This window comes from Sanguibacter sp. A247 (assembly GCF_052324925.1).
Lineage (GTDB): Bacteria > Actinomycetota > Actinomycetes > Actinomycetales > Cellulomonadaceae > Flavimobilis.
On sequence record NZ_JBQPRE010000005.1, the window covers coordinates 108,571 to 124,016 of the forward strand.

Genomic DNA, 15,446 nt, shown 5'->3' on the forward strand with positions numbered 1-15,446 from the left:
CGAGGTGGCGCACTCATGCGTCTCGACGCGCCTCGTCCGGCACGACCCTCGACAAGAGGAGTCACCACATGATTGCCGAGATCCAGGTCGCACCCCGCCCCGGGGGAACCGACGCCGAGCCCTATCGTCACGTCGACGCCGCGATCGCCGTCATCAAGGCCTCGGGCCTCACCCATGAGGTCGGTGCGATGGGGACGACGTTCGAGGGATCGCCCGACGCCGTCTGGGCCCTCGTGCGCGACGTCCACGAGGCGTGCCTCGCCGCGGGCGCGCTCGCGGTGACGAGCCACATCAAGGTCGGACAGGCCGCCGACGACGCGGGTCCACAGATCGCCGACCTCGTCGCGAAGCACCGCCCATGAAGGTACGGGCGGTCCTCCACGGAGTGTGGCCGCCCGCCCTGCTCGCCGCCGCGCTCCTGCTCGCGTGGGAGCGCGCGGCGCGCTCGGGCGTGCTGCCCGCTTACGTCCTGCCCGCACCCTCCGAGGTCGCGGCACGCGCGGTGAGTGCGGCGCCCATCCTCTCGGCGCACCTGGTGACCACCCTGACCGAGGCCGTGGCCGGGCTGATCGTCGGCGTGGTCGCGGGTGCCCTGCTCGCGATCGCGACGGCAGCCTCGCGCTGGCTCGCACGTGCGGTCGGTCCCCTCATCACCGTCACCCAGACGATTCCGTCGATCATCCTCGCACCGCTCCTCGTCCTGTGGCTCGGCTTCGGTCTGACCCCCAAGATCGTCATCGTCGCGCTCACGGTCTTCTTCCCCGTGCTCGTCGCGGCCACGACCGCGATGCGCGAGGCCGACGGCGCGCTCGCCGACATGGTGCGCGGCCTCGGGGGTGGACGGGTGCGCACTCTCGTCGTCGTCCGCATCCCCGCGGCGCTCCCGGGCGCGCTCGCGGGCCTCCGGGTCGCTGCGACGTATGCGATCGGGGCCGCGGTCGTCGCGGAGTACCTCGCGGCGTCGAGCGGCCTCGGCGTCGTCGTCCAACGTGCTCGAAAGTCCTACGACGTCGAGCTCGTCCTTGTCGCGATCGCCGCAGTCTCGCTGCTCACCGCGACCGTCTACCTCGTTGTCGACGCGCTGTGCCGCGTCGCCCTTCCCTGGAGAACCTCATGACCCCTCGTCCTAGCTCCCGACCCTCGCGTCTCGCGCGCGTGGGTGCCCTGGCCGCCATCGCGGGCCTCGTCACCTCCGGCTGCGGGGCCGACGCCCGCGCTGACGCCGACGATGAGCTGCGTCCCGTACGGATCGTCCTCGACTGGACCCCCAACACGAACCACGTCGGCCTCTACCTTGCGCTCGAGAACGGGTGGTTCACCGAGGCGGGGCTCGTCCCCGAGATCATCGAGCCCGGGGAGGCCTCGGGCCTGCAGCTGGTCGCTGCCGGCCAGGCCGACGTCGTCTACTCCGTCGCTGAGGCGCTCGTCCCCGCACGGGAGAAGGGTGCCGACGTCGTCGCGGTCGCGACGGTCATCCGCTCCAACACCTCGAGCCTCCTCGCGCTCGCGGAGGACGGCATCACTCGTCCGCGCGACCTCGAGGGCAAGCGTTACGGCGGATACGGAGGGCAGCTCGAGAACGCGCTCATCGACACGCTCATGAGGTGTGACGGGGCGGACCCCGACCTGCTCGAGCGCGTGCCGATGGTGAGCCAGGACGCGCGTGCCGACCTCGAGCAGGACTTTTACGACACGACGTGGGTCTTTGACGGGTGGGACACGGTGCGCATGCGTGAGGTCGACGATCTCGACGTCACCACCATCCCGTTCGTCGAGCACACCGACTGCATCCCGGACTGGTACACCCCGCTGCTCGCGGCCGGGGGAGAGCGCCTGGAGTCGGACCACGCGCTCATCGACGACACGATCGACGTGCTCGCCCGCGGCTATCGGGCTGCGATGGCAGATCCCCAGGCAGGGGCTGACGCACTCCTCGCGCGGGTTCCCGAGCTCGATCGGGCGCTCGTCGAACCCAGCGCACGCTATCTTGCGGAGCACTTCGCGCCCGATGCGGCCGGCTGGGGCCGGCAGGAGGAGGCGACATGGACGGCGTTCGTGGCGTTCCTCGAAGCCAACGAGCTCATCGCTCCCGGGTTCGACACCGCGGCGGCGTGGACCAATGAGCTCCTCGACTGACCTGCGGGCGGGCGTCGGCGCGGCGCGCCCGGACGAGCTCGAGGGGCGTTCCCTTCTCGCCGACGTGCGGGGGCTGCGGGTGGCGTTCAACGGCCGGCCCGTTCTCGGCGGCGTCGATCTGTGGGTCCACGACGGTGAGGCCGTCGCGGTCCTCGGTGCCTCCGGCTGTGGCAAGTCGACGCTGCTCCGCGTGCTTGCGGGTCTGGAGCCGCGCGCGGCGAGGACGTCCGTGGACGCTCTCGCCGTCCCCATGCGTGAGGGTGCCCGGGACGTCGCGTGGATGCCTCAGCACGACGCGCTGCTGCCGTGGCGCCGCGCTCTCGGCAATGTCGTCCTTGGGGGCCAGATCCGTGGCCTGCCGCGGCGTGAGGCACGGGAGCGGGCGGTGCACCTGCTTGAGCGCTTCGGTCTGGGCTCGTCGTTGCGCGCCTGGCCGCACGAGCTCTCGGGCGGCATGCGCCAGCGGGTAGCCGTCGCGCGCACGGTGCTCGCGGGCCGTCGTCTGCTTCTGCTCGACGAGCCGTTCGGCGCGCTCGATGCGCTCACGCGTCGTCGGACCGGCGCATGGCTGGACGAGGAGAGGCGGTCAGGTGGGCTCGGCCCGACGCGCGGCATCGTGCTTGTCACGCATGACGTGGAGGAGGCGCTTGCGCTCGCGGACCGGATCGTCGTCCTGCGCGGGTTCCCGGCGCGGGTCACCGCAGTCGCGAGCGTCGCCGAGCTCGGTGCGCAGAGCGCGCGGCGGACCGTGCTCGCGGCGCTGTAGGGGGAGCTGGGTGCCCGGGCCCGGTTGCCGGGCCCGCAGGGCAGGCCTAGCGTCGTTGACGACGGGTGCCGGTGCGCCGAGGCGTCCCGGGATCCCCAGGGCGTGGACGTCCGCCCTGTTCCGACCGACTGACGAATGGAGTGGTCATGGCGACGACGACGAAGAAGAAGCCGACGACGACGAAGAAGGCGGCGGCGGGGGCGCGAACCGTGACGGTCGCGGCGGATGCCGGGCCTCGTCGGACCAGCCGTGAGAATGCCGAGACCGGGTTCCGTGCGTCGGAGCGACTCATGTCCAACCTTCAGGAGGTCCTCGTCGACCTCATCGAGCTGAGTCTGCAGGGCAAGCAGGCGCACTGGAACGTCGTGGGACCGAACTTCCGCGACACGCACCTGGTGCTCGACGAGATCGTTGCGATCGCCCGGGAGGCGAGCGACACGGTAGCGGAGCGTATGCGCGCGCTTCACGCGGTCCCGGATGGGCGCTCGGACGTGGTTGCTGCGTCGACCACCCTCCCGGCGCTGCCGGGTGGTGAGGTGAGCACCGCTGACGTCGTCGACCTCGTGGTGACCGCGATCGAGGCGACGACGGGCACGGTGCGTCGGGTGCATGACGAGGTGGACGAGGACGACCCGACGAGCGCAGATATCCTTCACGGGATCCTCGAGCAGCTCGAGCAGTACGCGTGGTTCGTCAGTGCGGAGAAGCGCAAGCCTCGCGTGCTGTGAGCCTCTCGTGCATCGGCCGTCCGCAGAACGCGGGCGGCCGATGCATGTTTATGCGTGACAGTGTATGGTGATGCGCATGACGTTCTCAGTCGCTGTCGCCGGTGCAAGCGGATACGCCGGAGGAGAGATCCTTCGGCTCCTCGCGGACCATCCAGAGGCACGGATCGGCGCCCTCACGGCCCACAGCTCGGCAGGTCAGACGCTCGGGCAGCACCAGCCGCACATCCGCGCGCTCGCGGACCGCATCCTCGAACCGACGACACCCGAGGCCCTCGCCGGGCACGACGTCGTCGTCCTTGCGCTGCCGCACGGAACGTCCGGTGCGATCGCCGCGCAGCTGCCCGCTGACACGCTCGTGGTCGACCTCGGGGCCGACCACCGGCTCGCGTCCGCCGGTGACTGGCAGGACTACTACGGGTCGGAGCACGCAGGCACCTGGCCCTACGGCATGCCCGAGCTCATCACGCCGGGGGGTGGACGCCAGCGCGACAATCTCGGTGGCGTCCGGCGCATCGCCGTTCCGGGGTGCAACGTCACCGCGGTGACGTTCGGCCTCCAGCCCGGCGTGGCCGCAGGGCTCATCGAGCCGGTCGACCTGGTGGCCGTCCTCGCGAACGGGTACTCGGGCGCGGGCAAGTCCGTGCGCACGCACCTCCTCGCGTCCGAGGCCCTCGGCTCCGCGTCCCCGTACGCGGTGGGCGGCACGCACCGCCACATCCCCGAGATCGCCCAGAACCTGCGCTCGGCGGGGGCCAACGACGTGACGATCTCGTTCACCCCGACGCTCGTCCCCATGTCGCGCGGGATCCTCGCGACAGCGACGGCCCGTCTCACCGACCTCAGCGTGAGCGACGACACGGTCCGCGCCGCGTGGTCCGACGCCTATGCGACGGAGCCGTTCGTCCACCTGCTCCCCGAGCGCACGTGGCCGTCGACCGCCATGACGCTCGGCGCGAACACGGCGCTCGTCCAGGTCGCCGTCGACCGCCGCGCCGGGCGCGTCGTCACCGTCACCGCGATCGACAACCTCGTCAAGGGGACCGCGGGCGCCGCCGTCCAGTCCATCAACCTCGCCCTGGGCCTCCCCGAGACCTGCGGCCTCACCGTCCAAGGAGTGGCACCGTGAGCGTGACCTCAGCACAGGGCTTCCGAGCCGCCGGCGTGACGGCAGGCCTGAAAGCGTCGGGCGCACCGGATCTTGCTCTCGTCGTCAACGACGGCCCGCTCGCCGTCGCCGCAGGCGTCTTCACGTCGAACCGCGTCGTGGCCGCGCCCGTCGTGTGGTCGCGCCAGGTGCTCTCTGACGGTCAGGTGCGCGCGGTCGTCCTCAACTCCGGTGGCGCCAACGCGTGCACCGGCCCCGACGGATTCGCGGACACGCACCACACCGCGGAGCACGTCGCGGGTGCCCTCGGCGTCTCCGCAGGGGACGTCGTCGTGTGCTCGACGGGCCTCATCGGCACCCGGCTGCCCATGGATCTCCTCCTCGCCGGCGTGGACGCCGCTGCGGCACGCCTGTCGGACGAGGGCGGGCCGGACGCCGCCGTCGCGATCATGACGACGGACACCGTCGCGAAGACGGCGGTCGCGACGGGCGCGGGCGGCACGTGGACCGTCGGCGGTATGGCCAAGGGTGCGGGCATGCTCGCGCCGGGGCTCGCGACGATGCTCTGCACGATCACGACCGACGCCGTGGTCGACGCCGCGACCGCGGACGCCGCGCTGCGGGCGGCTGCTGCCCAGACGTTCGACCGCGTCGACTCCGACGGGTGCATGTCGACGAACGACTCCGTCGTCCTGCTCGTCAGCGGGGCGTCAGGCGTGACAGCGACGCTGGCCGAGCTCACGGACGTCCTCACCAAGGTCTGTGCCGAGCTCGCGCGCAAGCTCGTCGCGGACGCCGAGGGCGCGAGCCACGACATCCTCGTGCGTGTCACGGGTGCGTCGAGCGAGGAGGCGGCCGTGGCCGTCGCCCGCGCTGTCACGCGGTCGAACCTCTTCAAGGCTGCGGTCTTCGGCAACGACCCGAACTGGGGTCGTGTCCTGTCCGCAGTGGGGACCGTTCCGGAGTCGATCGCGCCTTATGACCCGCTGGTGCTCGACGTCTCGATCAACGGCGTCCAGGTGTGCCGCGCCGGGGGAGTCGGCGAGGACCGCTCGCTCGTCGACCTCGCGAGCGACCGCGAGGTTCACGTCGTCGTCGATCTGCACGCCGGGTCGGCGGAGGCGGCGGTATGGACGAACGACCTCACGCATGACTACGTGCACGAGAACAGCGCCTACTCGAGCTGAGTCGTGCCCGCTGCCGAACCCTTGGCGTCTCCCTTGCTCACACTTCGAACGGACGGAGCTCCACCCGTGACCGCATCGCTCGATCTCTCGCCCGCCCAGCGGGCCGAGGTGCTCATTGAGGCGCTGCCCTGGCTTCGTGACCTCGACGGCGCTCTCGTCGTGGTGAAGTACGGCGGCAACGCCATGGTGGACGACACGCTCAAGGCGGCGTTCGCGGAAGACATGGTGTTTCTGCGCCAGGTCGGGCTGCGTCCTGTCGTCGTGCACGGGGGCGGCCCTCAGATCAATGCGATGCTGGCCCGGCTGGGGATCGCTTCAGAGTTCCGCGGTGGCCTGCGTGTGACGAGCCCCGAGACCATGGACGTTGTCCGCATGGTGCTGACGGGCCAGGTCTCGCGCGAGCTCGTCGGGCTCATCAACGCGCACGGACCCTACGCGGTCGGCCTCTCGGGCGAGGACGGCGGCCTTCTTCAGGCCGAGCTTCGGACGGCGACGGTCGATGGAGAGCAGGTTGACGTGGGTCTCGTCGGTGATGTGGTCGGAGTCGACCCGACCGCCGTGCGCGACCTCCTCGATGCCGGACGCATCCCGGTCGTCTCGACGATCGCCCCCGACGTCACGGACCCGACCCAGGTGCTCAACGTCAACGCGGACACGGCGGCTGCGGCACTTGCGGTGGCGCTCGGCGCGCGCAAGCTCATCGTGCTGACCGACATCGAAGGTCTCTACACGGGGTGGCCTGACAAGAGCTCGCTCGTGAGCAGCATCTCCTCGACAGAGCTTCGGGCGCTGCTGCCCTCCCTTGCGAGCGGCATGATCCCCAAGATGGAGGCGTGCCTGCGGGCCGTCGAGGGTGGGGTCTCGCGTGCGACGGTCATCGATGGACGTGTTGCGCACTCGGTCCTGCTCGAGACGTTCACCGACGCCGGCAATGGGACGCTCGTCTACCTCGATCCTCAGGAGATCAGCGCATGAATGACCTCACGCAGGCGGCGTCGCACGTTCCCGCAACCGGCTCTGACGCGTGGACGCGGCGTTACGCGGGCGCTGTCATGGATACGTTCGGCAGCCCTCAGCGGGTCCTGGTGCGCGGAGAGGGCGCGTACGTGTGGGACGCGGACGGCCGTCGCTACCTTGACCTGCTCGCGGGTATCGCGGTGAACTCGCTCGGTCACGGCCACCCGACACTCACCGCGGCGGTGAGCGCGCAGCTGGGGACCCTTGGCCACATCTCGAACTTCTTTGCGTCTCCCGTGCAGGTGGCGCTTGCGGAGCGCCTGCTCGAGCTTGCGGATGCGCCCACGGGATCACGTGTGTTCTTCGCGAACTCGGGGGCTGAGGCCAACGAGGCCGCGCTCAAGATGGCGCGGCGCAACCGTCGTCCCGACGGTTCGGCCCGGCCACGTGTGCTCGCGCTCGAGGGATCGTTCCACGGCCGGACGATGGGTGCGCTGTCGATCACGAGCAAGGCTGCGTACCGCGAGCCGTTCGAGCCACTTCCCGGTGGAGTCGAGTTCTTGCCGTTCGGGGACGTGGCAGCGCTCGAGGCTGCGTTCGCGACGGACGGCGACGCGGTGAGCGCGCTCGTGCTCGAGCCGATCCAGGGCGAGGCAGGGGTTCGACGTCACCCTGCCGGGTACCTCACGCGCGCTCGTGAGCTCACGGCCGCGCACGGCGCGCTGCTCGTCCTCGACGAGGTCCAGACGGGCTCGGGCCGCACGGGCACGTGGTGCGCGTTCCAGAACGATGAGATTGGCGAGGGCATCGTTCCGGACGTCCTCACGCTCGCCAAGGGGCTCGGTGGCGGGTTCCCGATCGGCGCCGTCATCGCGTTCGGTGAGGGGCCGGCGACGCTGCTCGGCCGCGGGCAGCACGGCACGACGTTCGGTGGCAACCCGGTTGCTGCGGCTGCTGCGCTCGCGACGATCGGTGTCATCGAGCGTGACGGCTTGCTCGCGCACGTGCGGGCAACCGGCGCGTACCTGCGCGAACGCCTCACCGGGTGCGGCAACCCGCTTGTCGTGGGGGCCCGCGGCGCGGGCCTGCTCGTCGGCGTCGAGCTCGCCGCTCCGGTGGCTCCGGCCGTCGCGGCCGCGGCGCTCGGGGCAGGCTTCATCGTCAACGCCGTGGCGCCCGACACCCTGCGCCTTGCCCCCCCGTTCATCCTCACGCGAGAGCAGGTCGACGACGTCGTCGACTTCTTCGCGTCGGTGTCCGTCCCCCTGCCCGAGGAGATCGCATGACCCGGCACTTCCTGCGCGACGACGACCTCAGTCCTGCTGAGCAGCGTGAGGTTCTCGAGCTCGCGCTCGAGTTCCACACCGATCGTTTCCTGCGAGCCCCGTTCAAGGGCCCTCGTGCCGTTGCGGTGATCTTCGACAAGCCCTCGACGCGGACGCGGGTGTCCTTCTCGGTGGGCGTCGCGGAGCTTGGCGGCTATCCGCTCGTCATCGACGCGGCCGGGTCGCAGCTGGGCCGCGGCGAGCCTGTGGCTGACACTGCCCGGGTACTGGGACGCCAGGCTGCTGCGATCGTGTGGCGGACCTTCGGTCAGTCGCGGCTCGAGGAGATGGCCGCGTATGCGGGCGTGCCTGTCGTCAACGCGCTCACGGACGAGTTCCACCCGTGCCAGATCCTCGCGGACCTCATGACGATCGCGCAGCACCGCGGGGGAGTCGATGCTCTTGCGGGCCAGACGCTCGCGTACGTGGGTGATGGCGCGAACAACATGGCGCACTCGTACCTGTTGGGCGGTGTGACGGCGGGGATGCACGTGCGGATCGGGACCCCGCCCGGATTCCTGCCGGACGCGGCTGTCGTCGTCGACGCCGAGCGCATCGCGGCGGTGACGGGCGGTTCCGTCCTGGTGACGTCGGACCCGGCGGAGGCCGTGGCGGGCGCGGACGCGGTGGCGACCGACACGTGGGTGTCGATGGGTCAGGAGGCCGAGCAGACGCTGCGCGAGGCGCCCTTCGTCCCGTTCGCGCTCGACTCGACGCTTCTTGCGCACGCGCGCCCCGATGCGATCGTGCTGCACTGCCTTCCCGCGTACCGGGGCAAGGAGATCTCGGCCGAGGTTCTCGACAGTGCGCAGTCCGTCGTGTGGGACGAGGCGGAGAACCGCCTCCACGCCCAGAAGGCCCTGCTCACGTGGCTCGTGGAGCACGCGTGACGGCGACGGACGAGCGCGGCTCGGCAGGAACTCCCTCGACCAAGGCGGCCCGGCACGCGCGCGTGCGTGCGCTGCTCGTCTCCGAGCAGATCCACTCACAGACGGAGCTGGCGGCGCGGCTGGCCGCCGACGGCCTTCACGTGACGCAGGCGACCCTGTCGCGTGACCTCATCGAGCTGCGCGCGCAGAAGGTGCGCACGGCTGACGGCGTCTCGGTGTACGCGGTTCCCGGCGAGGGTGGTGACCAGAGCCTCCAGGTGTCGGCCGACGCCGAGTCGCTCGTTGCTCGCCTTGCTCGGCTGTGCGAGGAGCTTCTTGTCTCGGCCGAGACCTCGGGCAACCTCGTCGTCCTGCGCACGCCGCCGGGCGCTGCGCACTATCTCGCCTCTGCGATCGACCACTCCGTGCTTCCCGGGGTTCTCGGCACGATCGCCGGCGACGACACGGTGCTCGTCATCGCCCGTGAGGGGGAGGAGGGCGGCGCTGCTATCGCTGCCCGGCTCCTTCGTCTCGCCGAGGGCGGCTGACGGACACGGTCCGTCGCCTCCCTTCATCCCTGTCAGACTTCACACCAACCACAGCATTCGAGAAAGAGAATCGTCATGACTGATCGCGTCGTGCTTGCCTACTCGGGCGGCCTGGACACTTCTGTCGCCATCGGCTGGATCGCTGAGGCGACGGGTGCCGAGGTCATTGCCGTCGCCGTTGACCTGGGTCAGGGCGGCGAGGATCTCGAGGTCATCCGCCAGCGTGCCTTGGACTGCGGCGCCGTGGAGGCGTATGTCGCTGATGCGCGTGAGGAGTTTGCGGCCGAGTACTGCATGCCGGCGCTGCGGGCGAACGCGCTGTACATGGACCGCTACCCGCTCGTCTCGGCGCTTTCGCGTCCGACGATCGTCAAGCATCTCGTGCGTGCAGCCCGGCAGTTCGGCGCGACGACGGTTGCGCACGGCTGCACGGGCAAGGGCAACGACCAGGTGCGTTTCGAGGTCGCGACGACGTCGCTCGCGCCCGACCTCAGGACGATCGCTCCGGTCCGTGACCTCGCCCTCACGCGTGAGAAGGCCATCGCGTACGCCGAGAAGCACTCGCTCCCGATTGCGACGACGAAGCACAACCCGTTCTCGATCGACCAGAACGTGTGGGGTCGCGCGATCGAGACGGGATTCCTCGAGGACATCTGGAACGGGCCGACCAAGGACGTCTACTCCTACACGGACGACCCGACGTTCCCGCCGGTGGCTGACGAGGTTGTCATCACCTTCGAGCAGGGCATCCCGGTTGCGCTCGACGGGGTCGCGGTGACGCCTCTCGCGGCGATCCAGGAGATGAACCGTCGTGCGGGCGCGCAGGGTGTCGGTCGCATCGACATCGTCGAGGACCGTCTGGTCGGCATCAAGTCGCGTGAGATCTACGAGGCCCCCGGGGCCATGGCTCTCATCGCTGCTCACCAGGAGCTTGAGAACGTGACGATCGAGCGCGAGCAGGCGCGCTTCAAGCGCGGCGTCGAGCAGCGCTGGAGCGAGCTCGTGTACGACGGCATGTGGTTCTCGCCCCTGAAGAAGTCGCTCGACGTCTTCATCGACGACACGCAGCGCTATGTCTCGGGCGACATCCGCATGACGTTGCACGGGGGCCGCGCGACGGTGACGGGCCGGCGCTCGGAGTCGAGCCTGTACGACTTCAACCTCGCGACGTACGACGAGGGCGACTCGTTCGACCAGTCGCAGGCGAAGGGCTTCATCGAGATCTTCGGCCTCACTGCGAAGCTCGCGGCGGCGCGCGACGTCGAGTTCGGCCGCGGTGTCGACTTCGGCACGGGGTCGCTCTGATCATGGCGGCACACGACGAGGGTGCGCGGGTGAGCCTGTGGGGTGGCCGTTTCGCCGGGGGGCCGAGCGACGCTCTGGCGGCGCTGTCGAAGTCGACGCACTTCGACTGGCGCCTGGCCGGCCAGGACATCGCGGGTTCACGAGCTCATGCTCGTGTGCTCCACGGGGCGGGTCTCCTCGACGATGCTGAGCTGGGCACGATGCTTGCGGGGCTCGACGAGCTGGCGCGGGATGTCGCGTCGGGCGCGTTCGTCGCGGCTGAGGACGACGAGGACGTGCACACGGCTCTCGAGCGCGGGCTCATCGAGCGCGCGGGGACCGAGGTGGGTGGCAAGCTGCGGGCGGGACGGTCGCGTAACGACCAGATCGCGACGCTGACGCGCATGTACCTGCGCGACGAGACGCGTGTGATCGTCGGGCTTGTGCTCGACGTCGTCGACGCACTTCTTGCGCAGGCGGATGCTCACCCTGACGCGCCGATGCCGGGCCGGACCCATCTGCAGCACGCGCAGCCGGTTCTGCTCGCGCATCATCTGCTGGCGCACGCGTGGCCGCTTCTGCGTGACGTCGAGCGTTACGTCGACTGGGACCGTCGGGCGGCTCGTTCGCCGTACGGTTCGGGTGCTCTTGCGGGATCCTCGCTCGGTCTCGACCCGTCCGCGGTCGCGGTGGACCTCGGCTTCGACGGTCCGGTCGAGAACTCGATCGACGGTACAGCGTCGCGGGACGTCGTCGCGGAGTTTGCCTTCGTCTCGGCGATGCTCGGCGTGGATCTGTCGCGACTGGCCGAGGACGTCATCATCTGGAACACGAAGGAGTTTGGCTTCGTGCGCCTCGACGACGCGTTCTCGACGGGGTCGAGCATCATGCCCCAGAAGAAGAACCCGGATGTCGCCGAGCTCGCGCGCGGCAAGGCCGGACGACTCATCGGTGACCTCACGGGCTTGCTCACGACGCTCAAGGGTCTGCCCCTCGCGTACAACCGTGATCTTCAGGAAGACAAGGAGCCGGTGTTTGACCAGGTCGACACGCTCGAGGTTCTGCTTCCTGCGTTCGCGGGCATGATCGCGACGATGACGTTCGACACCGAACGGATGGCGCAGCTCGCGCCTCAGGGGTTCTCGCTCGCGACGGATATCGCTGAGTGGCTTGTCCGCAACGGGGTGGCCTTCCGGGTTGCGCACGAGGTGGCGGGTGCGTGCGTCAAGACGTGCGAGGCCCGCGGGATCGAGCTGTGGGATCTCACGGACGGGGATCTGGCGGCAATCTCCTCGCACCTCACTCCCGATGTGCGTAGCGTGCTCAGTGTTGAAGGTTCGATCTCGTCGCGCGATGCCGTGGGTGGCACGGCCCCCGTGCGTGTCGCGGAGCAGCGTGAGGCCGCTCGTGCACGCGTCGCGGCTCTGCGTGACTTCGTGAGGGCCTAACAGCCGCACAGTCGATGCCGACGAGGGCGGGCCGGTTCTCCGGCCCGCCCTCGTCGGCATCGTGCCCGTCGTCCTTGAGGAGAAGCCATGCCCGTCCCGCACGAGGTTGTCACCGAGATCGTTGCTGCGGTCGAGCAGGCCCGCGCGGGACTCGGGGCGATGCGTCTCGTCTGCATCGACGGGCCGGCGGGTTCGGGCAAGACGACACTTGCCGCGGCCATCGCCCCACTTCTCGGGGCGAGCGTCATCCACATGGATGATCTCTACGAAGGATGGACGGGGCTCGAGACCGGCCCCGAACGGCTGACGGAATGGGTGCTCGAGCCGCTCGCGTCGGGCGTGCCAGGCCGCTACCGCCGGTTTGACTGGGGGCTGGGCCGCTATGTCGAGCGGCACTCGGTTCCGTTGGGCGACTTTCTCGTGGTCGAGGGAGTCGGCGCGGGTAGCGTGCTCTCCGCTCCGTTCGCTCCGTATCTCGTGTGGGTCGAGGCTCCGCAGGACGTGCGCCTCGCGCGGGGCATCGAGCGCGATGGCGCCGAGCTTGAGGGTGAGTGGCGGCGGTGGATGGTCGAGGAGGCGGAGCACCACCGCGCCAATCGGACACGCGAACGCGCGGACGCGATCCTCGACGGCGACGGTCGCTTCGTGGAACGCCGTGGCGGGCCCGCCCTGTGAGCGGGGGCACGTCGTCCCTGCGCGTGGCTCGCTCGCAGGCCGTGCGACGGACGTGGTTCCGCTCCTGCTGGGTGCGCTCGTCGTATCGTCGAGCCCGCAGGGCGAGGTCGTCGTCCGTCTCACGGAGGTCGAGGCGTACCAAGGGGGCGAGGACCCGGGGTCGCACGCGTTCCGGGGCATGACGGCGCGCAATGCCGTGATGTTCGGTCCGGCGGGCCACCTCTACGCGTACCGGCACCTCGGGCTGCACACGTGCGTCAATGTCGTGTGCGGTCCGCCCGGGGAGGCCGCCGCGGTTCTGCTGCGCGCGGGTGAGGTCGTGAGCGGTGGAGAGCTCGCGTGGCGACGCCGTGCGGAGCGGGGCGCGGTCCGCACGGCTGTCGACCTTGCGCGTGGGCCCGCGCGGCTCACGGTCGCGCTCGGGATCGACGTGTCGTCCGACGGTCTCGATCTCCTCGCTGCTGACTCGCCCGTCCGCCTGCTGGTTCCGAGCAGGCCGGTACCCTCCGCGCTCGTCCGCACGGGGCCACGTGTGGGGGTCTCTGGCGAGGGTGGTCGCGGCGATCGCTTCCCGTGGCGCTTCTGGCTCGAGGGTGAGCCGACGGTGTCCACGTACAGGCGCGCGGCGCCGCGGCGTCGGGCGCCTGGGGCACAATGACCGGGTGCGTCGGTGACGCACGTGATCTTCGAGGAGTAGCCGTGACCGACGTTCTTGACGAGCTCCAGTGGCGTGGGCTGATCGCCCAGTCAACGGACATCGATGCCTTGCGCAAGGCGCTCGAGGACGGTCCCGTCACGTATTACTGCGGTTTCGACCCGACCGCGCCCAGCCTGCATCACGGCCACCTCGTTCAGCTCGTCCTGCTGCGTCATCTCCAGCTCGCGGGCCACAACCCGGTTGCGCTCGTGGGTGGTGCGACGGGCCTCATCGGAGATCCCCGCATGTCGGGTGAGCGTGTCCTCAACGATCGCGCAACCGTCGCGGAGTGGGTGGACCGGCTGCGCGCGCAGATCGAGCGCTTCTTGTCGTTCGAGGGTGAGAACCCCGCGCGCATGGTGAACAACCTTGACTGGCACGGCTCGCTCTCTGCGCTCGACTTCCTGCGCGACGTGGGCAAGCACTACCGCCTCGGAACGATGTTGGCGAAGGACACGGTTGCGCGCCGACTGGCTTCGGACGAGGGCATCTCGTTCACGGAGTTCAGCTACCAGATCCTCCAGGGCATGGACTTCCTCGAGCTCAACCGCCGCTACGGAGTCACGCTCCAGACGGGTGGCAACGACCAGTGGGGCAACCTCCTGGCGGGTGTCGAGCTTGCCCGGAAGTCGGATGGCCTCTCGCTCCACGCGTTGACGACGCCGCTCATCACGAAGGCCGACGGAACGAAGTTCGGCAAGTCCGAGGGCGGCGCGGTGTGGCTTGCGCCCGACATGATGACGCCGTACGCGTTCTACCAGTTCTGGCTCAACGCTGCCGACGGCGATGTCGTGGGGTGGCTGCGGACGTTCACGTTCCGCACCCGCGAAGAGATCGCCGAGCTCGAGACCGCCGTCGCCGAGCGGCCGGCTGCGCGTGAGGCGCAGCGGGCGCTGGCGCTCGACGTGACGACTCTCGTCCACGGTGAGCGTGCCGCGCAGCAGGCGATCGCTGCGGCGCAGGCATTGTTCGGACGTGGGGATCTGGCGGACCTCGACGACGAGACACTTGCTGCAGCGGTGTCCGGGCTCGAGACGACGACTGCGCGCGTCGGCGCGCGCGTCGTCGATGTCCTTGCCGAGACGAGCGTGGTGCGCGGACGCGCGGACGCCCGGCGCGCCGTTGCCGAGGGCGGTGTCTACGTCAACAACGTCAAGGTGACGTCCGACGAAGCCGTCATCGACCAGTCCGATGTGCTGGCGGGCCGCTTCGTCCTGCTGCGTCGTGGGAAGAAGACGCTGGTGGTCGCTGACCTCGCGGTCTGACCAGCGGAGACTCACGCGACCGATATGCGGGCCGCGGGCCTGCCTTACGGCGGGCCCGCGGCCCGCAGCGTTGAGTTTCTGCGCCGCACAGCGCCAGTGTCCGCGGTCACACCCAGCGGGTTTGCCATGACGGCACGCACTCGCCTAGAGTAATCCGAGTCAGCCCGCGAGGGTGGATGCGACACGCTGGCCCTCAGGGCCACGGACGCTCCCCGGAGGCGACACCCCCCATGAAGAATCAGGACAACATTGTTGTCCCTCCGAATGGGCGATCATCTTCTCATTGATCCGCAGGGTTTCACAGCCTCGGATTTGCACTTCGAGAAATGATCCGCTAAGTTTGAACGGTTGCCTCCGAGCAGGACCCGCAAGGGAAGAGCGAGGATGCGCGTCTGTTCCTTGAGAACTCAACAGTGTGCTTGATAGTCAATGCCAAATAACTCTCGTACGAGAGGG

The 15,446-nt window shown here is 69.7% G+C and carries 16 protein-coding genes; all 16 read left to right on the plus strand.

The genetic code is table 11. From position 1 onward, the window contains the following. The first annotated feature begins 68 nt into the window (after nt 1-68). Entirely contained in the window at nt 69-362 is a 294-nt protein-coding gene (locus ACTVCO_RS11520) for a thiamine-binding protein (protein WP_443728570.1), read from the plus strand. Next, nucleotides 359-1,117, plus strand: coding sequence for an ABC transporter permease (locus tag ACTVCO_RS11525; protein WP_443728571.1), 759 nt, complete (start codon nt 359-361; stop codon nt 1,115-1,117). Before ACTVCO_RS11520 ends, ACTVCO_RS11525 begins: the two co-directional genes overlap by 4 nt. Beyond that, the gene (locus ACTVCO_RS11530; RefSeq protein WP_443728572.1) at nt 1,114-2,136 is read left to right on the plus strand and encodes an ABC transporter substrate-binding protein; all 1,023 of its coding nucleotides are present in this window, start codon (nt 1,114-1,116) and stop codon (nt 2,134-2,136) included. Before ACTVCO_RS11525 ends, ACTVCO_RS11530 begins: the two co-directional genes overlap by 4 nt. Next, on the plus strand, nt 2,120-2,902 hold the full coding sequence (locus ACTVCO_RS11535; RefSeq protein ID WP_443728573.1) for an ABC transporter ATP-binding protein: 783 nt from the start codon (nt 2,120-2,122) through the stop codon (nt 2,900-2,902). Before ACTVCO_RS11530 ends, ACTVCO_RS11535 begins: the two co-directional genes overlap by 17 nt. A 146-nt stretch (nt 2,903-3,048) precedes the next feature. Further along, nucleotides 3,049-3,630 (plus strand): Dps family protein, encoded by a 582-nt coding sequence (locus ACTVCO_RS11540; RefSeq protein WP_443728574.1) that lies wholly within the window; start codon nt 3,049-3,051, stop codon nt 3,628-3,630. Between the two features lie 76 nt (nt 3,631-3,706). Continuing rightward, complete coding sequence (argC, locus tag ACTVCO_RS11545) at nt 3,707-4,756, plus strand: N-acetyl-gamma-glutamyl-phosphate reductase (RefSeq protein WP_443728575.1); 1,050 nt, start codon at nt 3,707-3,709, stop codon at nt 4,754-4,756. Next, nucleotides 4,753-5,922, plus strand: coding sequence for a bifunctional glutamate N-acetyltransferase/amino-acid acetyltransferase ArgJ (gene argJ, locus ACTVCO_RS11550; protein ID WP_443728576.1), 1,170 nt, complete (start codon nt 4,753-4,755; stop codon nt 5,920-5,922). The genes argC and argJ overlap by 4 nt, the downstream gene beginning before the upstream one ends. 66 nt (nt 5,923-5,988) lie before the next feature. Then, nucleotides 5,989-6,897, plus strand: a complete 909-nt coding sequence (gene argB, locus ACTVCO_RS11555; protein WP_443728577.1) for an acetylglutamate kinase — start codon at nt 5,989-5,991, stop codon at nt 6,895-6,897. Continuing rightward, nucleotides 6,894-8,165: an acetylornithine transaminase gene (locus ACTVCO_RS11560; protein WP_443728578.1), complete on the plus strand. Its 1,272-nt coding sequence runs from the start codon at nt 6,894-6,896 to the stop codon at nt 8,163-8,165. The genes argB and ACTVCO_RS11560 overlap by 4 nt, the downstream gene beginning before the upstream one ends. Beyond that, nucleotides 8,162-9,094, plus strand: coding sequence for an ornithine carbamoyltransferase (gene argF / locus ACTVCO_RS11565; protein ID WP_443728579.1), 933 nt, complete (start codon nt 8,162-8,164; stop codon nt 9,092-9,094). Before ACTVCO_RS11560 ends, argF begins: the two co-directional genes overlap by 4 nt. After that, entirely contained in the window at nt 9,091-9,621 is a 531-nt protein-coding gene (locus ACTVCO_RS11570) for an arginine repressor (protein WP_443728580.1), read from the plus strand. The genes argF and ACTVCO_RS11570 overlap by 4 nt, the downstream gene beginning before the upstream one ends. A 75-nt stretch (nt 9,622-9,696) precedes the next feature. Further along, complete coding sequence (locus tag ACTVCO_RS11575) at nt 9,697-10,926, plus strand: argininosuccinate synthase (RefSeq protein ID WP_443728581.1); 1,230 nt, start codon at nt 9,697-9,699, stop codon at nt 10,924-10,926. Nucleotides 10,927-10,928: 2 nt separating this feature from the next. Then, nucleotides 10,929-12,353 carry an argininosuccinate lyase gene (argH, locus tag ACTVCO_RS11580; RefSeq protein ID WP_443728582.1) on the plus strand — a complete coding sequence of 475 codons (1,425 nt, stop codon included), beginning with the start codon at nt 10,929-10,931 and terminating at the stop codon, nt 12,351-12,353. Between the two features lie 87 nt (nt 12,354-12,440). Continuing rightward, nucleotides 12,441-13,028: a uridine kinase family protein gene (locus tag ACTVCO_RS11585; protein WP_443728583.1), complete on the plus strand. Its 588-nt coding sequence runs from the start codon at nt 12,441-12,443 to the stop codon at nt 13,026-13,028. Beyond that, a complete protein-coding gene (locus ACTVCO_RS11590) occupies nt 13,009-13,686 on the plus strand; it encodes a DNA-3-methyladenine glycosylase (RefSeq protein WP_443728584.1) in 678 nt (225 codons plus the stop codon). Before ACTVCO_RS11585 ends, ACTVCO_RS11590 begins: the two co-directional genes overlap by 20 nt. A gap of 41 nt (nt 13,687-13,727) precedes the next feature. Continuing rightward, nucleotides 13,728-14,990: a tyrosine--tRNA ligase gene (tyrS, locus tag ACTVCO_RS11595; RefSeq protein WP_443728585.1), complete on the plus strand. Its 1,263-nt coding sequence runs from the start codon at nt 13,728-13,730 to the stop codon at nt 14,988-14,990. Nucleotides 14,991-15,446: the final 456 nt, after the last annotated feature.